Here is a 20,177-nt window from a genome sequence, read left to right as displayed (position 1 = left end):
AAACGCCTTACAGACCGTCGAGGCCCTTGCTGACCAGAATGTTGACCGCAACGCGGCGATTCTGTGCCTTGCCTTCTTCGGTGGAGTTGTCCGCCAGCGGGTCCGCTTCGGACATGCCGGTTGGGGTAAGCATCCGGTAGGGCTTCCAGTGGCAGGCCTGCTGAAGGAAATTGACGACGCCGCCAGCCCGCTTTTCGCTGAGCACCTGGTTGAATTCCGGGTTGCCGGTGGAATCGGTGTAACCCACGACGAGCAGAAGGGCGTTGTCCATGCCCTCGGCGCTCGATGCCGCGGCGCAGAGGCTCTGCTTCGCCTCGGGCGACAGGGCATACTTGCCGGTATCGAAGTTCACGTTGGTCGTGCCCTTGATGTTGTACTTGCCGATATCGCCCATGCGGCCTCGCAGCGCTTCAGTGGCCGCCGTCTGTTCGGCAAAGCCCTGATCGGTGCCGTTGCGGATCATGGTGGCGGTCTTGAGATCCTTGTTCTGCAGCTTGATCTCGCTCGCCAGAAGCGTGCCGCCGCCCTGCAGCGTCTTGATGCTCACCGGCAGGCCGTTGAGCAGCGAGGTTGCTGCCAGCTTGCTGTTGCCAAGGCCGAACAGGCCCTTGCTGGCGCTGATCTTGGTGGCATCGTCGACGGTGACGACCGTGCGGTTACCGTCGTCGGAGGTGACCTGCACCTTGGCGCCGCTGCGTGCGGAAATGATGCCCTTCACTTCGGGACCTTCCGTCATTGCCGACCGGTCGGTCGGGCTGGTGTCGGACACGGTCACCGAGAGATCGCCGTCGGGCGATCCCTGCGTCTGGGCGGACACGCTGCCTGCCGCTGTGCCGGCAAGCATGGCCACCATCAAAAGAACGCGGGGGCTGTGGGAAATGACACTCATTGGGCTACTCCTTCAAACTCGACCTGTCGGGCCTGCGAGATCGCAGCTTTTCGTCCAACTACCACCGCCGTGATGGCGTATCGGGCTGTCGGAACCCCTCCATCTGGCTTCATGAGAAGTGCGGCATGGAGCTGCACCTGAACCTGAACATCATGGACATCCTGCGTGTTCATCCCAACCTTGCGGGTACATGAACACCCCCCGTAACACAGGTGGCTGTCAGGCTAATTCGAGTGGATCATGCGGTGAACCGATGCAGACCGGATCGCGCAAACCTTCATACCTGGGTAGATTTATCAGGTAGGATTTGCCGGTACGGCTTCAATTCGAAGGAAGTTGTTCCGAACGGCGCAAGGCTGGGCTTGCGAGGGAGAGCCAGGGGCAGATTTTCAAATAATTAGAAGAATTTGTCGGATAGCATCTTTAAATGTGCTTGCGACGATTCTTTGACCGGCATTGAATTACCGGGATTATTCGCAAAGGAGAGCCTTTGCGATTCAGTCCCCCCGCAAATGCCTGCCTGAGCACCGGCCACACGCGCCTATGCGGCGGCCAGCGTCCCGGCCAGTTCCGCCATCACTGCCGCACGCCGCGCCTCGGCATCAACGTTGAGGCCGCCTGCGCTCCATTCGATCCGCGCGTCGCCTTCCGGCACGCCTACGTCATCCACCACCGTAACCGCCAGATTGCGACCTGCCCGGGCCCTGCGTTCGGCGACCAGCGCTTCGATTTCACCGCGCATCGCCGGGTTGGCGCGCACCACCAGCGCGGTGCCCTGTGCGACCTGTTCGAGGGCGCGCCCTAGCGCTTCGTCGACGGCGCGCGCGGGCGCCGCGTCGATGGCATGGCCGGCGAGCAGCTGCGCGGCGTGGAGCACGACGGCGCCGGCCTCGGCCAGCATGGCGCGTGTGGCAGTGTCGAAGCGGGCATTGATGTCGCTCAGGCCCGCGTGGAGCGCGTCGGTGGCCGAAAGCAGCGCCTCGGCCCGTTCGGAGCGTGCCTGCGTGGCCCCGGCCTCGAAACCGTCGGCGCGGGCGCGGGTAAGTTCGGCGCGGTGGTCGGCGTGGAGGCGCTCGATGCGCGCCTCCAGTTCGGCGACCTTTTCGTGAAGGTCCTCAGGCGGCAGGACGAGGCCTGCTTCCCCGCCTGCCAGCGGCTCCGGCGCATGGGTGTCCACGAGGTGGAACACCCGGTCGAAACCGAATGGCTGTATCGTCGCAAAGCCGTCCATTGTTGCCTTCACTCAGGACCTCATCAGTAGATCATCGCGTCGTCGCTCTTGGGATCCGCGAGCATGATCTCGCCGCGTTCGCCCAGTTCCTTGGCGAGGCGCACCAGGTTGCCCTGCGCCGCTTCGCATTCGCGTGCGCGCACCGGCCCCATCGCCTGCATGTCGTCGCGCATCAGCTTGGCCGCGCGTTCGGTCATGGCCCCGAAGAACAGCTTCTTCATGTCCTCCGGCGATCCCTTGAGCGCCAGCGCCAGTTCGCGCTTGTTGCAGTTGCGCACGATAACCTGGATCGCGGACGGCAGCAGGTTGCCCAGATCCTCGAAGGTGAACATGAGGCCGCGAATGCGCTCCGCCGCTTCGGGCGCGCGTTCGTCCAGCGCGCCGAGCATGTCTTCCTCGGTGGAACGGTCAAGCGCGTTGAACAGCTCGGCCATGCTCTCGTGCGGATCGCGGCGCTGCGAGCGCGAGAGGTTGGTCATGAACTCGGTCTTGAGCGTCTGCTCGACCTGCACGATCACATCCTTCTGTACCGTCTCGGTCTTGAGCATGCGCATCACCACCTCGGTGCCGAAGTCGCGCGGCAGCGAAGCCAGCACGCGCGCGGCATGATCGGGCTTCAGCTTCTGCAGGATCACCGCCACGGTCTGCGGGTGCTCGCTCTTGAGGTAGCCCGCCAGCACGCCCTCGCTGACATTGGATAGCTTGTCCCACATCGTGCGGCCCGAAGGACCGCGGATGTCCTCCATGATGTCCTTGACCTTGTCGGGCGCAAGCACGCCTTCCAGCAGGCGCTCGGTCGTCTCGTAGGAGCCGTGCAGCGTGGTGATGCTGGACACCTCGCCCGAGAACTGGGCAAGCAGATATTCCACGACGACGGCGGGCACGCGGCCGAGCTGGGAGATGCTGCCCGAAAGCTCCTTGATCTCCTCGTCGCTCAGCTGCTGCCAGATCGGGATGCCGTGCTCCTGACCCAGCGCCAGCAGCAGCGCGGCCGCGCGCTGGAGGCCTGAGTACTTCTTGAGCTCCGGTGGTTCACCCACCGCGGTCATCATGTTCACCTGCGAGACCCTTCGAAAATTGTCCGATTCAATCCGATCCCGGAGAGTTCCTTCTATTTATAGGAGGAACACCCGCGCAACCGGCCCAGGAGGCACAATTGACGATAAGTCTGAATAACGGGTTGATAGGATTGTCCGTCCTGGGCGGAAGCACGGCTTATTCCTCCTACCTCAGCAATGCCTCTTCGACCGACAGCCCGGCGGTGGTCGCAGCCAGGAAGGCCTTCACCACACCTGCCACCACGCCGCCGTGGCAGGGGCTGACCGAGCCCACCGGCAGCACTGCCGCTCAGATCGCCGCGATCAAGCGCCTGTCCACGATCATCGACGCCAAGGGCGACAGCGCGCTGGAAGATCTGCCCGATGTGCAGACCGCTTTCACTGCGTACAAAGCATTGGAAAATCTTCGTATTCTTGCTGACGCGGCAACCTCGAAAACGATCTCCGCCACCGAGCGCGCGGCCCTGCAGAAGACCTTTGCCAAGGGCATGGCGGACCTGCAATCCTACCTCGGATCGGCCGATACGGACCTGCTGACGCTGGCGTTCGGCAACACCACAAGCAGCACCCGGACGCTCGGCGTAGAGGCGCGCTACTCCACCAGCGCCACGGTCGGGACCGGCGTTTCCAAGACCCGCGCAGCGACGATCGAGGGACTTTCCGGTAGCGAAATTCTTCAGGTCACACTTTCGAAAGGTGGGGCCAGCGAGGTCGTCCAGGTCGATCTGGGGCAAACGAGCCAGCCGCCGACGCTCGATTCGGTCGCCGCTGCGATCAACGCCGCGATCGGTGCGCGGCCCGCGCTCGACGCTCAGGGCAATCCGGTACTCGATGCCGATGGCAATGCGACCAGCCACTGGAAATCGAATTTCACTGTCGAGAAGGCAGATGGCAAATGGGGCCTCGTCTTCAATCCTGCCGGGATCGAGCAGGTATCGATTGATCAGGTCGACGCCGGCGATGCGTTGATGGTGGCCAGCGGTGTGACGGGACCTTCCTCCCCCACGGGCGCCGACATCTACCGTATAGAGGACCTCGAAGGTTCGCTCACCTGGGAGCGGCTGAACAAGATCAACGCGGTGGACACCGCCGCCACTGCACGCGCCAAGGCGGCCGCAAGCAAGGACGACGTCGAGGGCAAGGACTATACCGTCTTCGCCGACACGGCGGCAAACGGCATCGTCACCGACGCGCAGGGCTACAGCTACATCGTCGGCACCACAGACGGCGATCTTGGCGCGCAGATCACTGACGGCAAGGACGACCTGTTCCTCACCAAGGTCGACAGCGAAGGCAATGTCGTATGGCAGCGCAGCCTTGGCGCGGCCGGCAGCGCCAAGGGCGCGGCGGTGGGCATCGCCCCCAATGGCGAGATCGTCGTCGCGGGAACGGTAAGCGGCGCCTTCAATGGCAGCGACGATACCCAGACCGACCTTGTCGTCACCCGCTTCAATACCAAGGGCGAGGAACTTTCCAGCACGGCGATCCGGCAGGTCGGCAACGAGACCGCTTCGGCGCTGACGGTGGGCAACGACGGCTCGATCTACGTCGCAGGGCGCGCCTCCAGCGGGGGCGGCGATGCGGTGATCGTCAAGCTGGATGCCAGCGGCAAGCTGACCGAGCGGCGCACGATCGATAGCGGCGGGTCGGATTCGATCTCCGCGCTGGCCATCGACAACGACGGCAACCTGCTGGCCCTCACCAACGAGAGCGGCGTTGCCACCCTGCGCCGGATCGCGGCCGGATCGCTGACGCAGGACCTTGGCTCCGTCGCTCTGGGCAACGCCTCGGCGCGGGCTATCGCGGTTTCGGAAACCGGCCAGATCGCGGTCGTCGGTGCGACCGGGGCAGCGCTGAACGGTCCGCAGGTCAATGCCCCCAGCGGCGGGCAGGACGCCTTCGTCACCCTGATCGGCTCCGACCTGACCGTTGCCGGTACCAGCTACATCGGCACGGCCGATAGCGACCAGGCCGACAGCGTCGCCTTCCTAAATGGCGCTCTCTATGTGGGCGGGCGCACGGCAGGTACCCTAAACGGTGGCAAGGTCGGGAAGGTCGACGGCTTCGTGGCCCGCGTCGACGCGGCCGACGGATCGGTGCAGACCGTGTCGCAGTGGGGCCGGCTGAGTTCCTCGGTCGAGCCGGTGCGCCTGACCGCCGTGGCCGGCGGGGCAACCGCGCTGGGCGCGCTGGGACTTCACCGCGGCCTGCTTAACCAGCAGACCACCGGCGATCTCGTGGACGAGACCAGCTTGCGCGTCGGCGACAGTTTCAAGATCAGCGTCGATGGCGCGACCGTCCGCACCGTCACCATCGAGGACGGCGAGACCATGGTGACCCTCGCGCAGAAGATTCGCCGGATCACCGGCACCGATGCCAAGATCACCACCCCGTTCACCGATGGCCGCTCCAGCCTGAAGATCGAGGTTATGTCCGGCCATACGCTGGAACTCGTCGCCGGTGCGGACGGGCGCGATGCGCTGGGCAAGCTGGGCCTCGATCCGGTACGTCTCGTGCCGCCCAAGATCACCGCGAAGACCGATCCCAAGGTCACGCCGGGCGGGCGCTACAACCTGGGCCTGAGCGATGCGCTGACCTTGCTCGATGCCAAGACGGCGGCAACGGCGCTGTCGAAGATCAAGTCGGCGGTTTCGATGACGCAGTCGGCCTATCGCTCGCTTTATTGGGATACCACCAAGGCCTCGCTGGTGAACGGAGTGCTGCCCACCGGCGGCGGTTCCGCCTATCAGAAGGCCCAGCTCGCAAATTACCAGGCCGCGCTTTCGCGGCTGACCGGCTCGTGATCGCCGGTTCGTAAAGGAACGCCATGTCCTCTTCCCTCCCCCCCATCTTCGACGGCATGGGCCGCGCGATGAAAGCCATGGCCGAGCACCAGCGCGTGATCTCGGAGAACATCGCCAACAGCGAGACCGCCGGCTACAAGGCCCGTACCGTCGAGGCGCCGGACTTTTCCGCACTGGTGGAAAGCCAGGCGGGCGTCGGCGGCACGCCGCGCGTCGCGCGGCCGCGTGTCGAACTGTCGGGCGGTATGGCTGCCCTTGGCGCCAGGCCCCCGCAGGCTGGCGGCCGCGTCATCCTGGACAGCGAGACAAGCGAAACCAAGCCCGACGGCAACAACGTGACGCTGGAAGACCAGCTCCTTTCGTTGGGGCAGGTGCAGTCCGACTATGCCGCGATGACGAACCTCTACCGCAAGCAGATCGGCCTGATGAAGACGGCGATCGGCAAGGGCTAAAGGCAGGAGCGTTCCCGCTGCACCGAGTCGCTCCTGGAAAGGCGGCCGTGGGAACCGCAATCGGGCGTGCGAGTTTAAAGGATTGATCCTCGAAAAATGCGGGGGCGCGACGAGGGCGAGCCTGTGATCCACAATTTTGCATCCATTTCGGAGGTGCAGACTGCCCATCCGGTGTGGCGGTGCCCGTGTTCGAAACCGCTGATTTCCGGCATTTTGCGTGTCCAAGCGCCCTTTTTGCGGATTGCGCACCAATTTTGCGTAAAATATCCGTAATTTTAAGGAGATCGAAGCAGGATAGCGGCCACACCGCCAAGTTATCAGGATCGCGGGGCATGGCAGTGAAAAAGACCCGATTCGGAACGGCCCCGGTTGGCCACATTGACCGCACAGGACAGGCATGAAAAAGCCTGCCCACCCCACGAACGGACAAGAAACACGATGAGCGAGAAATCGCCAAGGTTATGGCAGCAACCGGCACAGGAAAAAGTAACGGGCACGGTCGTGACTGAAATCGATTGTTATCGTACTCTGGTCTTCCCGAACCGTATTCGCAAGTTCCGCAAGCAACTCAATATCGGTTCGCTGCTCGAACTGTCGGAGCGGCTTCCGACGATCACCTATATCCGCCTGTCCAAGATCGAACGCGGAGAGATCTTCGCCCGCGCCGACGAACTGCGCGCTCTCGGCAAAGCGCTCGGCGTCGAGCCGGACGACCTTCTGGTCGACGTGGACGACCCCGCTTTCGATATCGCTGCATGGGCCGAACCGCTCCACGGCGCCGCTCCTGCCGATGCAGAGGGTGAACTCGGCGCGGTTCTGCTTGCCGCTGCCCTGCGCGCGCGGCGCGGCGGTGATGCGGCGCTGACGATCGCCGTGCTGGAACAGGATTACGGCATCGCCCCGGTCGTACTCTCGCGCATCGAAAACGCCTTGAAGCCGCTCGACCGCTGGAACGAGGATGTGCGCGCCGCCCTGCGCCGCCTGTTCGGTGCGGCCAGCGATGCGGCGCTTGTTGCCCAGGTGGAAGCGATGCACGCGCGCGGCGACCTTGATCCGGTGCTGCCGCTGGTCGCCAACCCCGAAATCCGGCTCGCCAAGTCGCGCGCCCGCATCGCCGCCCTGCGTGAGGAACTGGCAGTCCCTGCCAGCGCCGCGCCGATCCCGGAAAAGGCTGCCCCGCTCGCCGAAACCGCTGCCGAGGAACCCGCCGAGACCGAAGCGGGCACCGCGCGAATCCGGCTGCTCCCCGTTTTCGGCACCGCGCTGCCCGAGGGCCTGATTGCCCAGACACCCACCGGCGCCGTCGTCGAGGCCCCGCGCGGCGCTGGCCCGCGCGCCTACGGCCTGCGCCTGAGCCGTCCCACGCTGGGCGCCGGCCTGCCCGGCCGCGCGACCCTTGTGGTCGACCCCGACCGTTATCCCGCGACCGGCGGTCTGGCAGTGATCCGCGAGGAGGGCGGTCTGCGCGTCCTCTCGGTCGCCGCGGACCGGCATGGCAGGATGCAGGGCTATAGCATGAGCCCGGACCTCGAAGTCGCCATCGACGCACTGGACCCGTCCACTGTCGCCGCCGTACTGTCAGCCGTCTTCGAGTAGCAACTCCGGTCGCCGCCTTCGGCAGGGACGGGGGCAGGTTGCGAAAACGCCGCCACCTTCTTTTCACCAATGATGGCCGCAGCCGGGCGCCTCGCCGCCGGATGGGGCTGATTTTGGCGGCGCCGATCCGGGTATGCCTGCGGGTCGCCGAACTATATCCGTCACTGAATAATGTTAATTATTGCAAATCGTTAACTTTTGATATTCAGCCGAGGTTCGGACGCGAAGAACTGCCCTTGGGCAGGGTGCAAGGGTCGCACGATGCAGGAATGGAGTGAGGCCGAGCTTCGGCAGAAGCTCTCGGCTAGGCAGTATGAGGTTTTGTCACTCGTGGCGCGGCACCTGTCGTCCAAGGAGATCGGCGTGCGCCTAGGTCTTTCGTACAAGACGATCGACAATCACGTCGCCGACCTACTGATGAAGCTGGGCGTTTCGAGCCGCGCCGATGCCGCCAGGATTTTCCTAGATATTTCAACGCATAGGGAGCGGCTACCTAGTACCTCGCAAGGCCTCGACCCGGCCGCTCGTCCCGGTGCACAAGCAGGTCAGCCGGAGCAAATCGCAACATTCGGCGAGGATCAGGCGCAATCGTCCACACCGCGGACGGTGCTCCCCTCGCAGTTGAGACTTCCTCCGGTCGGGGGGCCTCGTCATGATCTGACGCTGGTGCAACGCATAATGGCGATGGGTCAGATCGGACTTGTTGCCATTGCGGTGCTCGCAGCCATCGTCACGATCATGATCGGCATCCTCAACCTGCTCGGCAGGTGAACTCCATCACAGAGCTACCTCAGCGTGCTTCACGCAACGGAGAAGTATTATGCGCCTTTCGGATGCTGGCGGCCGTGCCGTCGCTGCAGATATTTCGTGCATGTTCAAAAGCGTAGACACCGCACTGTTCGACGTGGCGCGTCTTGCGGCCACGATCATGGAAGCCAACGCCGCCTCGTCGGTCCTGCCCGCCCGCCTGCAGGGCGCACTTGATTCGACCGCAGCAAGCTTCTCCAAGCTCGTCGAAAGCCGCAAGGACATGGTGCAGATGCACCGCAAGCTCGCCGTCATCAAAGGCGAGTCGCAGCACTGCGAGACCGACTGGGGTTGCCTGGGCGACGACAGCCCCAACGGCGTGCTGAAGTCAGTCGAGATGGCACGCGCCTGATCCGATCCCGTTGGAAAGGTGACCTTGACGGAGGCTCTCAAAGGTTAAACTCAAGGCCATGCTTCTCAACTTCGCCTTTTCCTTTCTGATGATCGCCGCTTGCGTGCCCGCGCTCGTTTGGGGCGGGTCGGAAGGGCGCAAGATATGCCTGATGTTTCTCATCGCCGCGCTGGCGACGTACTTCGGCGCCACGACACTGAAGAAACTGGTCACGCTGCCGGATGCGACGATCATCGTCGACCTCATCCTGCTCGGCGGCCTGCTGCATGTGGCGGTCAGGACGGACCGGTACTGGCCGCTCTGGATCTGCGCCTTCCACATGCTCAGTGTCTTGTCGTTCCTTGCCTGGCAGTTCGTGCCGAACTCGCCGCTGCTGTTCAAGGCGATTTCGGGCATCTGGAGCATACCGGAACTTATCGTGCTGTGCGTGGGTCCGATCCTGGACCTGCGACAGTCCTCTTCGCAGGAGCTGCGCAGTGCTGAAGATCGAAGAATTGAAAGATGAACTGCAGACGGCTCTGGGTGATCACGCCCGGATCGAATGCGAGATCGACAACGTCCAGGTATACCTGGACGCCATAGCCGTCAGACGCCGGGTCGCGCCGGAAGTGGAGGAATGCGGCTGGCTGATGCTGCTGGACCTCTATCGTAACCAGGGGCGCGGCAGCACCACCGTGTCACGCGCCTGCGCTGCTTCCACCTATCCGACGACGACGGCCATCGACCATGTTTCGAAGCTCTCCAAAAAGGGCCTGGTGGCACATATCAAAGACAGCTCGGACGAGCGCCGTGTCTACCTGGTACTGACGCAGCAGGGCATTAACGTCATCAGCGAATGGCTGGCGCTGATGCACCACGAAGCGCGCAGACAGGTTGATGTCACGGCAGGTTCCATCGTGTCGGCGCTTCGTACACTGCCCGGTCGTAGCCCGTCCTGAGGCGCGTTTTCAGGGCGGCGCACCGCCGCGTGGCGGTTGTGCGCTTCGGGTCGCGTCCTAGAATTCGCCGTTGAGCGAGATCGGCGTCGTCAGGTCTGTGCGGGCAAGGTTGCCGCTGGCGCCATAGGCATAGGCGCGGTTGCCGGTGAGCCGCTTCGCCTCGGCGGAGATCGCAGACATCATGTCGGCAGACAGTTCGATCTGTCGTTCCAGCAGTGCGGCGTTGACCATCGAGGCTGCGCGCAGTTCGCCCAGTGCATCGGCAAACCGTTCGCGCGTAGCATCGTCCATCTGCGCCGACCAACTGGGCTCCTGTCGGCCCAGGCGGGCCAGTCGCTCCTCCAGCGCACCGACGAGGCGCGCCTTGGCGCTTGCCAGCTCGGCAAGATCCAGCACCCGCTCGTGCGCGTTCAGCCGCGCGGTTTCCTCACGCATGACCGCAGAGAGCGAGGTCATGATCTCGATCACGTCACTTGCCATCGGCTGCTCCGGCATTCTGGCCTCCCTGCAGGCGGATGATCTGCGCTTCCACAGCCGAGGCTATGCCCAGGCCCTTGCCTTGCGCGATCTGGTTGCCGATCTGCTCGGCCAGGATGCCGCGAAACATCTCCTCGCCGTGACCGCCGGAGAATTCGTCGCCCTGGTCCACCGTTTCCATCATGATCTTGGTGATCTGCCCTGCGAACACGCCCTCGAACTGCCGCGCGACGCCTGCGGGGCTGCGGTCCGGGGTGACGACCTGGGGCCGGGGCCTGACCGGCGCGGCCGGCGGAGAAACGACGGGATCGGTCATGTCACTGCACCGCTATTTCGGCCTGCAGCGCGCCTGCCGTGCGCAGGGCCTGCAAGATGGTAATGAGGTCGCGTGGGCTGACGCCCAGCGAATTGAGGCCCGCCACCAGCGTCTGCAGCGAGGTGCCGCTGTTCAGCACCGCGAGCGAGGCGCCGCTGCCGTCGTCGGCCTGGATGGTGGTGCGCGGGACCACGGCGGTCTGTCCGCCCGAAAGCGGTCCGGGCTGCGAGACCATCGGCGTTTCGGTGACGCTGATCGTCAGCCCGCCCTGCGCGATGGCGACCGGGCTGACCCGCACGTCCGCGCCCATGACCACGGTGCCCGCCGCCTCGTTGATGACGATGCGCGCGGGCTGGTCGACCTGGACCGGCAGGTTCTCGATCCGGGTGACGAGGTCGATGATCGAGCCGCTCCCATAAGGCCGCAGTTCCACGGTGCCGGGGTCGAGCACTTCGGCCGAGCCGGGCGCCTCGCGGTTGATGGTAGCGGCGATCTGGCGGGCGGTGGTGAAATCGGGGTTCTTCAGAGCCAGCTTCAGGCTGTGGGCGGAGCGCAGGTCGTAGGCGACCTCGCGCTCGATGATGGCGCCGCCAGCGATGCGGGCCGTGGTCATCACGCCGCGGCTCAGCTTGGCCGCCGCGCCCTGCGCCTTGAAGCCCGACACCGCGACAGGCCCCTGCGCCACAGCGTAGATCTCTCCGTCGAGCGCGCGCAGCGAGGAGACGAGCAGGATGCCGCCCTGAAGGCTGGTGGCGTCGCCCAAGGCGGAAACCTGCACGTCGACCGTCGAGCCGGAGCGCGCGAAGGGCGGCATCGTCGCCGTCACCGTCACCGCTGCGACGTTCTGGGTGAGCATCTGGGTGCCGCGAATGTTCACGCCCATGCGCTCCAGCATGGCCTGCAGCGTTTCTTCGGTGAAGGGGACGTTGCGGATACGATCGCCGGTGCCCTGCAGGCCCACCACGAGGCCATAGCCGACCAGTTGGTTGGTCCGCACGTTTTCGACGTCAACGATATCCTTGATGCGCGGCTGCGGCCCGGCGAGCGCGTTCGCCGGCATGAGCAGCCATACCGCGAAGGCGGCAAGAAGCATCGAGAGCGAAAGCCTGGGCATCGTGGTCATTATAGGACGAATCGGACGCGGACCGGGCGCAGGCCATGCGGTTTTATCGCCGCGCAGAACTTTATGGATGGCTAACCCCTGCCCGGCAGGTTTTGGCGCTCTAGCATGGGGACAAATGCAATGCGCGCAAGTGGGGCAATTCCACCTCCCTGCTTTCGGACGTTGATCCTGATTATTGCCGGACCTCAAATAGTTAAACACACTATCCGGGGCGGGGCAGCCCTAGGGGTATAGCATGAAATCCGTGCATATTGCAGCACTGCTGCTGGGAGCGGCAGCCGCCTTGAGCGGGTGCAAGAACGAGGTCGAGGAGGCCGTGAAGAGGAACCTCGTCGAAGGCGCTTCAGCGGAATTCGAATCCGTCGAACAGTGCTCCGGCGACAGGAAGATTTACCACGGGAGGGTGAAGGCGGTGAACGATCGGGGGCCGTTCACCGGAACCGAAACCTTCTTCTACGGCGGCGGTGAGGTGGCCTTTGCCGGCAGCCCGTCTTTCACTCGCCTGATGAAGTGGTGCTACGGAAACGGCGACATGGCTGCTGATGAAAGCCAGGATCAGGGCGAAGCCGCTCCGGCGGAAGAAGTCGCCGCCTCCTTGCAGCACAAGGCCGTCCACCATTAGCGCAGGCATCCGGGCAGGGGCCCGCGCCGTTACTTCTTCTTCTCGCGGGCGAGGCGCATCACATAGCCGATGATCTCGGCCACGGCCGCGTAGTGTTCGATGGGGATCGGGTGGTCGATTTCCACCGCCGCGAACAGCGCGCGGGCCAGCGGGGGGCTTTCGAAGATCGGCACGTTCGCCTCGGCGCCGACTTCGCGGATGCGCAAGGCGACCGCGTCGACGCCCTTGGCCACCACCGTCGGCGCGGCGGTGACGCCGTGCTCGTACTTCAGCGCGACGGCATAGTGCGTGGGATTGGTGACGATCACGCTGGCGCCGGGCACGGCCGACATCATCCGCCTGCTGGCCCGCTGCATCTGGATCTGGCGGATCTTGGCCTTGATCTTGGGGTCGCCGTCAGCCTGCTTGTGCTCGTCCTTCACTTCCTGCAGCGTCATGCGCATCCGTTTCAGGAAGGCGCGGCGCTGGTAGATGAAGTCGAACAGCGCCAACGCGGCAACCAGCAGCACGACCGCGCGCAGCGCCTCGAACGCCAGCCCCGCCGCCGCCGCGCCGATCGCGCCGGGTGCCCGGCCGACCAGCCCGTCCACCCCTTCGAGACGGGGCGCCAGCACCATCCACACGACAAGGCCGATGGCGCTGATCTTGGCCAGGGTCTTGGCGAATTCCACCAGCGCGCGGGTGCCGAACAGGCGCTGGGCCCCGCTGGCGGGAGATAGCTTGGACCACTTGGGCGCCACCCGCGACCAGCTCAGCGTGGCACGGCCCTGCAGGAACACGGTGGCGATGGCAGTGGCGAGCAGCACCGCAAAGATCGGCAGCAGCGACAAACCCGTGTGCCACATGACCCCGGTGACAAGGTTCTGCGCGCCGTCCGGGTCGAGCGGATAGTCATCTGCGCTGCCCCAGAGGCGCTTGAGCATGGTGCCCAGCCGCTGTATCGCCGAGAGGCCCAGCCACCCGGTCACCGCCAGCGCGCCCGCCATCATCGTGGCATGGCGCATCTCCGGCGCCATCGCGGTTTCGCCGCGCTTGCGGGCGTCCTCCAGCTTTTTGGCGGTAGGTTCGTGAGTCCGCTGGTCCTTGTCGGCTTCGTCGGCCATCCTACAGCTTCCACCCGTCCTGCATGAACGTGGCCATCGCGGCGGCAAAGGCGGTCAGCATCGCTCCGATCGACATCGCCAGCACCGACAGGCCCAGCAGCAGGTTGAGCGGCTGGGAGATGAAGAACACCTGGATCGAAGGCGCTACCCGCGCTGCCAGCCCCAGCCCAAGGTTGAACAGCATCCCGTAAAGGATCAGCGGCGCGCAAAGGCTCAGCCCCAGCGCCAGCGTCTGTCCCATCACCGAGACGGCGAGGTGCGCGAAATCCGCTGCCGGCGGCATCCCGCCCACCGGGAAAGTCGCGTAGGAGCCGAAGATCGCGGAAATCCACAAGTGATGGACTCCAGTGCCCATGCACACCACCACTGCGGCCAGCCCGATCAGGCGCGAGAGCAGAGGTGCCTGCCCGCCCATTGCCGGATCGTTCACCAGCGCCGAAGACAGTCCGACCTGCTGCGCGGCGATGGCGCCCGCGATGGCGGCCGCGCTGAACATGATGCGCACCACCATGCCCATGGCAAGGCCCACCATGACCTCGCCCATCACCAGAAGGGGCAGCGAGATGTCCGATTTCACCGCCGGGGCCACGCGGCCTTCCAGCATTCCGTACATCCCGAAGGTGAAGGCCAGCGCCATCACCAGCCGGATCTGCGGAGGCACGGATTCCTCGGAGAAGGCCGGCAGCAGCATGAGCACCGCGCCGACCCGGCAGAACAGGATCAGGAAGGTCGCCGTATCGATCGGCAGCCTGAGCAGCGTAGCCAGGTCGAGCGCGTCCACGGTCTCAGCCCGAGACGATGACGTCGGCGATGCGGTCCATGAAGGCGCCCAGCGCATGGCCGATCATCGGCAGGCTGATCAGCATGACCACGCCCAGCACCAGTAGCTTGGGCACGAAAGTCAGCGTCATTTCCTGCACTTGCGTCAGCGCCTGGACCAGGCCGATGACGACGCCGACGATCAGCGCGGAGATCAGCATCGGCCCCGTGATGGTCAGCATCAGCATCAGCGCCGCGCGCGCCAGTTCGATGGCCTGTTCGGGATTCATGGCGTGACGGCGCTCTCGTTCGCAAGGACGAAGCGGAATGGGAACATGATGCTAGATCTGCATCCGCATGATGTCGGAATAGGCAGAGACAACCCGGTCACGCACGGCAACCACGGTATCCAGCGCCGTTTCCGCTGCGCCGATGGCGGTGACGACGTCGATGAGATCGCCCTTGCCGCCGATTTGCTTGACGCTCTGGGTCTCTGCCGCGCGCAGGGAGCCTGCGGTTTCGGAGACCATGGATTCGATCATGCCGCCGAAGCTGCTACCGCCGGTCTGGGTGCCCAGCGTGCCGCCAAGGCCGCCCGAAATCCCCCCGGAAATGCCCGGTGCAAGGCCCGGCCCGATGCTGGAGAGGCCCGCGCTTCCTCCGGTTGCCGAACCGGCGCCCAGTCCTGCTGCGCCTTGCGTGCCGCCCGAAAGCGGCGAGGCTGCCCGCATCGCCCGGCCATAGGCCGAGGCAGCGTCGAGTGCTCCGATGGACATCGCCGTCTATCCTTACTTCAGCAGATCGATGGTGCGCATGGTCATGCCGCGCGCGGATTCGATGGCGTTGAGGTTGGCCTCGTAGGAGCGCTGGGCCGCCTTCATGTCGGCCGCTTCGATCAGCGGATTGACGTTGGGCTGCTCGACATAGCCTTGCCCGTCCGCTGCCGGATTGCCGGGCTGGTAGATGCGTCCGAAGGCGCTTTTGTCAGCCTCGATGGACTTGACCGAAACTTGGGTGGCTCCGCTGGCACGGTCGACTTCGGCGGCGAAAGTGGCGACGCGGCGGCGATAGGGATCGCCTTCCGGCGTTTTCGCCACGGAGTCCGAATTGGCAAGGTTCTCGGCGATCACGCGCATGCGCAGCGCCTGCGCCCGCAGTCCCGATGCCGAGACGTCGATCGAATTGCCCAGTTCCGCCACGAACGCGCTCCTGCCCGCAATGCCCGCCCACCTTTGGCGGGGCCCCTCGCATCCTTATAGGCAATTTTTTCCTAGTGGCGGATCGCTCCTATAATTTATTTCCTATAATCCGCCATGAAAGGAGACGCGCTGTGTCCGTCCTCGAAGGCATTCCCATCGACCTGCAGATCGTGCTCGGATCGACGAGCATCCCGATCCGTCAGGTCCTCAAGATGAGCCGCGGCGCGATGATCCCGCTCGACTGCGGGCAGGACGATCCGACGCGCGTCTACGTCAACGACCGCCTCGTCGCCGAGGGCCGTATCCTCGTCAATGGCGAGTCGATGTCGCTGGAGATCACCCACGTCGTCGAGCGGGAACGCTGAGGCGTGGACGCATGGTCGCTCCTGCGCACGCTAGGCGCGCTTGGCGTCGTTCTGGGGGCGCTTTGGGGCGCACTGTGGGCGGTGCGTCGGTTCGACCTGACGGTGGACGGCAAGGGCCTTGGCAAGTGGCTGGAAAAGTTCGGCAACGCCGGGCCTGAGCGCCGTCTCAAGGTGGTCGAGAGGCTGGCGATCGACCAGCGGCGCTCGGTCATCCTGCTGCGCCGCGATGATACCGAATTCAGCCTGGTGATCGGCCCGGAAGGCGTCGTGGTGCTGGACACCTGCCGCGCCCCGGAGGCGCCTGCCGTTGCGGCTCCGAAGGCGGAGGATGCGTCCTTCATGTCCAAAATTTCCACTCTGCCCGAAGTCGGGTTCAAGGAAAGCGACCTACCCGATCCTGCGCCGACCAGTTTCGGCCGGATAGTCGGCGCCTCCCTGAATCGCGTCCTGCGCAGCCCCGAGATTACCCCTGATGCCTGAAGCCATTGCCTGCAAATTCCGCCCGGTCTGGAGCGTGAAGCGCTGCGCCGCGCTTGCCGGGGCCGCGCTGCTCCTCGCCCTGCCCGAGGCCGCATTGGCACAGGCCGCGGCGGCGCTTGCGGGCGGGGGCGGCGGCATGACGAACCGGGTGCTCCAGCTCGTCATGATCATGACGGTGCTCAGCCTCGCGCCCGGCATCCTGATGACGATCACCTCGTTCACGCGGATCGTTGTCGCGCTTTCGCTGCTGCGTTCAGGGCTGGGCGTGCAGGGTGTGCCGCCGAACCCGATCGTTATCAGCCTGGCGCTGTTCCTGAGTTTCTTCGTCATGGCGCCGACCTTCGACGCCGCATGGAAGCAGGGCATGGAGCCTTACAACGCCGGCACCATCAACGAGACGCAGGCGCTCGAACGGGCAAGCCGGCCGTTCCACTCCTTCATGCTCAGGCAAGTGCGCGAGGACGACGTGAAGCTGTTCGTGCGTCTCTCCGGCAAGACCCCGCGGACCCGTGCGGAGCTACCGATGACGACGCTGATGCCTGCCTTCATGATCTCGGAACTGCGCCGCGCTTTCGAGATTGGTTTCCTGTTGCTGCTGCCGTTCCTGGTGATCGACCTTGCCGTGGCCGCCGTGCTGATGGCGATGGGCATGATGATGCTCCCTCCGGCGACGATATCGCTGCCGATGAAGATCATTTTCTTCGTGCTGGTGGACGGGTGGGCGCTGGTCGCAGGTTCGCTGGTGAAGAGTTTCGGCGGGCCGGGTTAAACGGCTCTTTCCCTCAGGGGGAGCGCTCCAGCTACGCCGGAGAGGCCCGCGTCACCGCGACCGAACGCACCACGCCCTTGCCGTAGACTTCCACCGCGGCTTCCATCACCACCTTGCGGAAGGCGTCCAGGCCGGGGACCAGCCCGTCCGGTCCGCTGGCGAGCGGACTGCGGTAGGTACGCAGATTGATCGCATTGAGCAGCAGAGGCAGCTTCGCGCCGACCTCCTCGCTCGCGTCCCTGGGCACTTCCAGCTGGCATTCGAAGGTGACGTAGCCCGATAGTCGCCCGTCTGCGAAGACCAGCGGTGCAAGGATCTCGCCCGCAGGCACGAACGCGGTTTCGACTTTCGTCTCGGCTTTGCCGTGCGCGGCGCCGCCGACGAACTGCGGCAGATAGTGCGAGACGCCCCACGCCCCGGCCCCGCCGACGCCAAGGCCTGCGATCACCGCTGCGATACCTATGCCGATGCGCTTTATCATGGCCTCAGAACTTGAAACTGGCGTCGCGGGGCAGAGCGCCCGCCTGAGCCATGACGACGATGGTGATCCGCCGGTTTTCCGGACGGTCGGGGGCCTCGGGATAGACCGGCTCGGTGCCCGCCTTGGCGACGACTTCCGAAAAGTGGTCCGCCGGCAGCCCTGCCGCTACCATCGCCGATCGCGCCGCGAGGGCGCGCTGGGCCGAGAGGTTCCAGTTGGCTTCGCTGTTGCCGCCGCTGCCGTCGGTGTGACCCTCGATCGCGATGCGCGCGTCGATGCCCGCCAGCTTGCGGGCGGCGCGGGCCAGCATGGCCTTGGCGAAGTCGTTGAGCTGTGCGGTGCTGCCCTTGAACATCGAGCGTTGCGGGCTGTCGATCAGATGGATGCGCATGCCTTCGCGGCTGGGGCGCACGTCGATGTTATGATTTCCCTGGTTGGAATCGAGCGGCGGCTCCAACTCGACCCTCATCTCCTCCGCCATGACCCGCAGCGCGGCTTCGGGCACGTCGGCCGTACCCCCGCGCGAGACGCCTTCGGCCCCCGCTTCGGCAGCGGGCTGCCCGTGAGCTTCGCTGTCGGATGACTGGTTGTTGCGGCCATGCCCGCCCGCGCCCGGCTGCGCGCCGGGGCGGTCGCTTAGCGTGGTCGAGAGGCTTGTCTTCTGGGTTTCCGGCGAGAAGTATTCGGCCAGTCCCTTGAGCTGTACCTCGTCGGGGTTGGCCAGCAGCCACAGCAGCATGAAGAAGGCCATCATGGCGGTCACGAAGTCCGCATAGGCGACTTTCCATGCGCCGCCGTGATGGCCGCCGCCGACCACCTTCTTAACCTTGCGGATTACGATCGGGCGTTTGTTGGGGTCTTTTCCAGCCATGGCCTAGCGCGCCCGGTCAGGCCGGAGCGGCATTGAGCTGATCCTTCACCGCCTCCAGCGCCGCTTCCATCTGCTGGAAGCTGGGCGCGTAAGGCGACGGCGTCATGCGGCGGGCCAGCTCGATGGCCACTTCGGTGGGCTGCTCCTGCGCATGGCCGATGATCGCCGTCTTGACGATGAGGAATGGCTTGAAGTCGGCATCGATGATCTGCTGCAGCTTCTGCGCGATCGGGCCGACGAGGCAGTAGGCCAGAAGCACGCCCAGGAACGTGCCGACCAGCGCGCCGCCAATCATCGCACCCAGGACTTCGGTGGGCTGGTCGATCGAACTCATCGTCTTGATGACGCCCAGAACGGCGGCGACGATGCCGATGGCGGGCAGGCCGTCGGCCATCATCTGGATCGCGTGCTGCGGCGCCATTTCTTCGTGGTGGTGGCGCTCCATGTCGCCTTCCATCGCCTCGGCCAGCTGGTGCGGGTCTTCGAAGTTGACGGTCATCATGCGCAGGTAGTCGCAGATGAACTCGATCAGTTCATGGTCCTTCAGCAGGCTGGGATAGCGCGAAAAGATCGGGCTTTCGGCAGGCGCGTCCAGATGCGGTTCGATGGCATTGGCGCCGCCTTTGCGGAACGTCGCCAGCAGGGTGTAGAGCAGGGCGAGGAGGTCGCGAAAGTCGGCCTCCTTCCAGCGGTTACCCTTGAACACGCGGACCACGCCGGCCCAGCTCTTCTTCAGCGTCGTCACCGAATTACCGAGCACGAAGGCGCCCAGCGCAGCGCCGGCGATGGCCATCATCTCGTGCGGCAGCGCGTGGAAGATGACCGTCATGCTGCCGCCCGACATCAGGAAGCTGCCGAAGACGCACAGCAGGATGACGACAAGGCCGACGATGTTCAGCATGAAAAGGAAGTCCGCAAATAGGGGGACCGCGCGCGCGGTCTGTAGGCTTAGTTATAGGACGGTGTGCTGAGATGCGGTGCGACGAGCGCATTTTCCGCCGCCGATGTGCAAGGCGCGACCGCTTCGCCTTCGATCATCCTATATGGAAGAGGCGCCGGCCCGAGTGCCCCTCTCGGAACGGCCATGTCGTAGCCGGAGCCCCCGCGATGTCCGTCAATGCCTATGTCCGCGCTCAGAAAGTCGCTGCCACGCCGCGCAGCACGGAATACCGGCTGATGAGCGAAATCACCGGCGAGATGATCGCCGCGCGAGATGCCGGTCTTGCCGGAGTGAAGCTGGCCCCCGCGCTTCACCGCAACCGGCAGGCGTGGACGATCTTCCGCAACTTGTGCCAGTCCCCGGAAAACGGGTTGCCCGCCGAGCTGCGCGCCGGGATCATCTCGCTCGGCCTGTGGGTGGACAAGTACACTTCGCTGGTGATCACCGGACGCGAGGCGATCGATGAACTGATCTCCGTCAACCGCGCCGTGATTGACGGACTGTCCAATGAAAACGGCGGCGCTCCAGCCTGAAATCCGCAGCCT

27 protein-coding genes are annotated in these 20,177 nt (G+C 64.9%); 13 read left to right on the top strand and 14 right to left on the bottom strand.

The genetic code is table 11. The features are described 5' to 3' along the window. Nucleotides 1-7: 7 nt before the first annotated feature. On the bottom strand, nucleotides 8-889 hold the full coding sequence (locus GVL61_RS13545; protein ID WP_159980884.1) for an OmpA family protein: 882 nt from the start codon (nucleotides 887-889) through the stop codon (nucleotides 8-10). Between GVL61_RS13545 and GVL61_RS13540 the strand changes: the two genes are divergently transcribed. After that, nucleotides 889-1,083, top strand: a complete 195-nt coding sequence (locus GVL61_RS13540; RefSeq protein WP_159980882.1) for a hypothetical protein — start codon at nucleotides 889-891, stop codon at nucleotides 1,081-1,083. The genes GVL61_RS13545 and GVL61_RS13540 overlap by 1 nt on opposite strands. Before the next feature lie 347 nt (nucleotides 1,084-1,430). Here the strand turns inward: GVL61_RS13540 and GVL61_RS13535 are convergent, their stop codons facing one another. After that, complete coding sequence (locus tag GVL61_RS13535) at nucleotides 1,431-2,132, bottom strand: FliH/SctL family protein (RefSeq protein ID WP_159980880.1); 702 nt, start codon at nucleotides 2,130-2,132, stop codon at nucleotides 1,431-1,433. 11 nt (nucleotides 2,133-2,143) lie between these two features. Next, entirely contained in the window at nucleotides 2,144-3,172 is a 1,029-nt protein-coding gene (locus GVL61_RS13530) for a flagellar motor switch protein FliG (RefSeq protein WP_159980943.1), read from the bottom strand. A 104-nt stretch (nucleotides 3,173-3,276) separates the two neighbouring features. Between GVL61_RS13530 and GVL61_RS13525 the strand changes: the two genes are divergently transcribed. The 7 genes from GVL61_RS13525 (at nucleotide 3,277) to GVL61_RS13495 (ending at nucleotide 10,127) form a co-directional block, all read left to right on the top strand. Then, nucleotides 3,277-5,982 carry a hypothetical protein gene (locus GVL61_RS13525; RefSeq protein ID WP_159980878.1) on the top strand — a complete coding sequence of 902 codons (2,706 nt, stop codon included), beginning with the start codon at nucleotides 3,277-3,279 and terminating at the stop codon, nucleotides 5,980-5,982. A gap of 23 nt (nucleotides 5,983-6,005) precedes the next feature. Beyond that, nucleotides 6,006-6,434, top strand: a complete 429-nt coding sequence (locus GVL61_RS13520; protein WP_159980876.1) for a flagellar basal body protein — start codon at nucleotides 6,006-6,008, stop codon at nucleotides 6,432-6,434. A gap of 501 nt (nucleotides 6,435-6,935) precedes the next feature. Beyond that, entirely contained in the window at nucleotides 6,936-8,030 is a 1,095-nt protein-coding gene (locus GVL61_RS13515) for a helix-turn-helix transcriptional regulator (protein WP_235037684.1), read from the top strand. Nucleotides 8,031-8,291: 261 nt separating this feature from the next. Next, nucleotides 8,292-8,801: a helix-turn-helix transcriptional regulator gene (locus GVL61_RS13510; protein ID WP_159980872.1), complete on the top strand. Its 510-nt coding sequence runs from the start codon at nucleotides 8,292-8,294 to the stop codon at nucleotides 8,799-8,801. A gap of 49 nt (nucleotides 8,802-8,850) precedes the next feature. Beyond that, complete coding sequence (locus tag GVL61_RS13505; protein WP_159980870.1) at nucleotides 8,851-9,189, top strand: hypothetical protein; 339 nt, start codon at nucleotides 8,851-8,853, stop codon at nucleotides 9,187-9,189. Between the two features lie 58 nt (nucleotides 9,190-9,247). Beyond that, entirely contained in the window at nucleotides 9,248-9,694 is a 447-nt protein-coding gene (locus GVL61_RS13500; protein ID WP_159980868.1) for a hypothetical protein, read from the top strand. After that, nucleotides 9,666-10,127 carry a hypothetical protein gene (locus GVL61_RS13495; protein ID WP_159980866.1) on the top strand — a complete coding sequence of 154 codons (462 nt, stop codon included), beginning with the start codon at nucleotides 9,666-9,668 and terminating at the stop codon, nucleotides 10,125-10,127. The genes GVL61_RS13500 and GVL61_RS13495 overlap by 29 nt, the downstream gene beginning before the upstream one ends. A gap of 57 nt (nucleotides 10,128-10,184) precedes the next feature. Here GVL61_RS13495 and GVL61_RS13490 read toward each other — a convergent pair whose 3' ends face one another. Genes GVL61_RS13490 through GVL61_RS13480 form a run of 3 tightly spaced genes read right to left on the bottom strand, consistent with a single transcriptional unit; the run spans nucleotide 10,185 to nucleotide 12,034 of the window. Continuing rightward, the gene (locus GVL61_RS13490; RefSeq protein ID WP_159980864.1) at nucleotides 10,185-10,607 is read right to left on the bottom strand and encodes a flagellar biosynthesis protein FlgN; all 423 of its coding nucleotides are present in this window, start codon (nucleotides 10,605-10,607) and stop codon (nucleotides 10,185-10,187) included. Further along, nucleotides 10,597-10,920 (bottom strand): rod-binding protein, encoded by a 324-nt coding sequence (locus GVL61_RS13485; protein ID WP_159980862.1) that lies wholly within the window; start codon nucleotides 10,918-10,920, stop codon nucleotides 10,597-10,599. The genes GVL61_RS13490 and GVL61_RS13485 overlap by 11 nt, the downstream gene beginning before the upstream one ends. Nucleotide 10,921: 1 nt before the next feature. Then, on the bottom strand, nucleotides 10,922-12,034 hold the full coding sequence (locus GVL61_RS13480) for a flagellar basal body P-ring protein FlgI (protein WP_159980941.1): 1,113 nt from the start codon (nucleotides 12,032-12,034) through the stop codon (nucleotides 10,922-10,924). Nucleotides 12,035-12,278: 244 nt separating this feature from the next. Between GVL61_RS13480 and GVL61_RS13475 the strand changes: the two genes are divergently transcribed. Next, nucleotides 12,279-12,665: a hypothetical protein gene (locus tag GVL61_RS13475; RefSeq protein WP_159980860.1), complete on the top strand. Its 387-nt coding sequence runs from the start codon at nucleotides 12,279-12,281 to the stop codon at nucleotides 12,663-12,665. Between the two features lie 29 nt (nucleotides 12,666-12,694). On the opposite strand, the gene flhB is transcribed toward GVL61_RS13475, so the two are convergent. From flhB to flgC, 5 genes are read right to left on the bottom strand one after another with little or no spacing between them, the layout of a single operon-like run. Then, nucleotides 12,695-13,768: a flagellar biosynthesis protein FlhB gene (gene flhB, locus GVL61_RS13470; RefSeq protein WP_159980858.1), complete on the bottom strand. Its 1,074-nt coding sequence runs from the start codon at nucleotides 13,766-13,768 to the stop codon at nucleotides 12,695-12,697. A 1-nt stretch (nucleotide 13,769) separates the two neighbouring features. After that, a complete protein-coding gene (gene fliR, locus GVL61_RS13465; protein ID WP_159980856.1) occupies nucleotides 13,770-14,549 on the bottom strand; it encodes a flagellar biosynthetic protein FliR in 780 nt (259 codons plus the stop codon). Between the two features lie 4 nt (nucleotides 14,550-14,553). Next, nucleotides 14,554-14,817, bottom strand: coding sequence for a flagellar biosynthetic protein FliQ (locus GVL61_RS13460; protein WP_159980854.1), 264 nt, complete (start codon nucleotides 14,815-14,817; stop codon nucleotides 14,554-14,556). Between the two features lie 51 nt (nucleotides 14,818-14,868). Continuing rightward, the gene (locus tag GVL61_RS13455) at nucleotides 14,869-15,303 is read right to left on the bottom strand and encodes a flagellar hook-basal body complex protein FliE (protein WP_235037683.1); all 435 of its coding nucleotides are present in this window, start codon (nucleotides 15,301-15,303) and stop codon (nucleotides 14,869-14,871) included. A gap of 12 nt (nucleotides 15,304-15,315) precedes the next feature. Then, nucleotides 15,316-15,726 carry a flagellar basal body rod protein FlgC gene (flgC, locus tag GVL61_RS13450; RefSeq protein ID WP_059152733.1) on the bottom strand — a complete coding sequence of 137 codons (411 nt, stop codon included), beginning with the start codon at nucleotides 15,724-15,726 and terminating at the stop codon, nucleotides 15,316-15,318. Nucleotides 15,727-15,857: 131 nt separating this feature from the next. On the opposite strand from flgC, the gene GVL61_RS13445 reads away from it, so the two are divergent. Genes GVL61_RS13445 through fliP form a run of 3 tightly spaced genes read left to right on the top strand, consistent with a single transcriptional unit; the run spans nucleotide 15,858 to nucleotide 17,340 of the window. Continuing rightward, complete coding sequence (locus GVL61_RS13445) at nucleotides 15,858-16,091, top strand: FliM/FliN family flagellar motor switch protein (protein WP_159980852.1); 234 nt, start codon at nucleotides 15,858-15,860, stop codon at nucleotides 16,089-16,091. A 3-nt stretch (nucleotides 16,092-16,094) separates the two neighbouring features. After that, complete coding sequence (locus GVL61_RS13440; protein WP_159980850.1) at nucleotides 16,095-16,571, top strand: flagellar biosynthetic protein FliO; 477 nt, start codon at nucleotides 16,095-16,097, stop codon at nucleotides 16,569-16,571. Beyond that, nucleotides 16,564-17,340 (top strand): flagellar type III secretion system pore protein FliP, encoded by a 777-nt coding sequence (gene fliP / locus GVL61_RS13435; protein ID WP_235037682.1) that lies wholly within the window; start codon nucleotides 16,564-16,566, stop codon nucleotides 17,338-17,340. Before GVL61_RS13440 ends, fliP begins: the two co-directional genes overlap by 8 nt. 31 nt (nucleotides 17,341-17,371) lie before the next feature. Here fliP and GVL61_RS13430 read toward each other — a convergent pair whose 3' ends face one another. Genes GVL61_RS13430 through motA form a run of 3 tightly spaced genes read right to left on the bottom strand, consistent with a single transcriptional unit; the run spans nucleotide 17,372 to nucleotide 19,593 of the window. After that, a complete protein-coding gene (locus GVL61_RS13430; RefSeq protein ID WP_159980848.1) occupies nucleotides 17,372-17,821 on the bottom strand; it encodes a hypothetical protein in 450 nt (149 codons plus the stop codon). A 4-nt stretch (nucleotides 17,822-17,825) separates the two neighbouring features. Further along, nucleotides 17,826-18,692: a flagellar motor protein MotB gene (locus GVL61_RS13425; protein WP_159980847.1), complete on the bottom strand. Its 867-nt coding sequence runs from the start codon at nucleotides 18,690-18,692 to the stop codon at nucleotides 17,826-17,828. A 16-nt stretch (nucleotides 18,693-18,708) separates the two neighbouring features. Next, on the bottom strand, nucleotides 18,709-19,593 hold the full coding sequence (gene motA, locus GVL61_RS13420) for a flagellar motor stator protein MotA (protein ID WP_159980845.1): 885 nt from the start codon (nucleotides 19,591-19,593) through the stop codon (nucleotides 18,709-18,711). Nucleotides 19,594-19,799: 206 nt separating this feature from the next. On the opposite strand from motA, the gene flaF reads away from it, so the two are divergent. Further along, nucleotides 19,800-20,165 (top strand): flagellar biosynthesis regulator FlaF, encoded by a 366-nt coding sequence (gene flaF, locus GVL61_RS13415; protein ID WP_159980843.1) that lies wholly within the window; start codon nucleotides 19,800-19,802, stop codon nucleotides 20,163-20,165. The last annotated feature ends 12 nt before the right edge of the window (nucleotides 20,166-20,177 follow it).

The sequence above is a fragment of the Novosphingobium sp. 18050 genome, assembly GCF_902706195.1.
Lineage (GTDB): Bacteria > Pseudomonadota > Alphaproteobacteria > Sphingomonadales > Sphingomonadaceae > Novosphingobium.
The sequence above is the reverse complement of the archived record's forward strand: the minus strand, read 5'-3'. Positions and strand labels throughout refer to the sequence as shown.

Coding starts and splice junctions, on each gene's coding strand:
- GVL61_RS13545 (WP_159980884.1), bottom strand. CDS start 889: ATGAGTGTCATTTCCCACAGCCCCCGCGTTCTTTTGATGGTGGCCATG.
- GVL61_RS13530 (WP_159980943.1), bottom strand. CDS start 3,172: ATGATGACCGCGGTGGGTGAACCACCGGAGCTCAAGAAGTACTCAGGC.
- GVL61_RS13520 (WP_159980876.1), top strand. CDS start 6,006: ATGTCCTCTTCCCTCCCCCCCATCTTCGACGGCATGGGCCGCGCGATG.
- GVL61_RS13510 (WP_159980872.1), top strand. CDS start 8,292: ATGCAGGAATGGAGTGAGGCCGAGCTTCGGCAGAAGCTCTCGGCTAGG.
- GVL61_RS13505 (WP_159980870.1), top strand. CDS start 8,851: ATGCGCCTTTCGGATGCTGGCGGCCGTGCCGTCGCTGCAGATATTTCG.
- GVL61_RS13500 (WP_159980868.1), top strand. CDS start 9,248: ATGCTTCTCAACTTCGCCTTTTCCTTTCTGATGATCGCCGCTTGCGTG.
- GVL61_RS13490 (WP_159980864.1), bottom strand. CDS start 10,607: ATGGCAAGTGACGTGATCGAGATCATGACCTCGCTCTCTGCGGTCATG.
- GVL61_RS13485 (WP_159980862.1), bottom strand. CDS start 10,920: ATGACCGATCCCGTCGTTTCTCCGCCGGCCGCGCCGGTCAGGCCCCGG.
- GVL61_RS13480 (WP_159980941.1), bottom strand. CDS start 12,034: ATGCCCAGGCTTTCGCTCTCGATGCTTCTTGCCGCCTTCGCGGTATGG.
- GVL61_RS13475 (WP_159980860.1), top strand. CDS start 12,279: ATGAAATCCGTGCATATTGCAGCACTGCTGCTGGGAGCGGCAGCCGCC.
- flhB (WP_159980858.1), bottom strand. CDS start 13,768: ATGGCCGACGAAGCCGACAAGGACCAGCGGACTCACGAACCTACCGCC.
- GVL61_RS13460 (WP_159980854.1), bottom strand. CDS start 14,817: ATGAATCCCGAACAGGCCATCGAACTGGCGCGCGCGGCGCTGATGCTG.
- GVL61_RS13455 (WP_235037683.1), bottom strand. CDS start 15,303: ATGTCCATCGGAGCACTCGACGCTGCCTCGGCCTATGGCCGGGCGATG.
- fliP (WP_235037682.1), top strand. CDS start 16,564: ATGCCTGAAGCCATTGCCTGCAAATTCCGCCCGGTCTGGAGCGTGAAG.
- GVL61_RS13430 (WP_159980848.1), bottom strand. CDS start 17,821: ATGATAAAGCGCATCGGCATAGGTATCGCAGCGGTGATCGCAGGCCTT.
- GVL61_RS13425 (WP_159980847.1), bottom strand. CDS start 18,692: ATGGCTGGAAAAGACCCCAACAAACGCCCGATCGTAATCCGCAAGGTT.
- motA (WP_159980845.1), bottom strand. CDS start 19,593: ATGCTGAACATCGTCGGCCTTGTCGTCATCCTGCTGTGCGTCTTCGGC.
- flaF (WP_159980843.1), top strand. CDS start 19,800: ATGTCCGTCAATGCCTATGTCCGCGCTCAGAAAGTCGCTGCCACGCCG.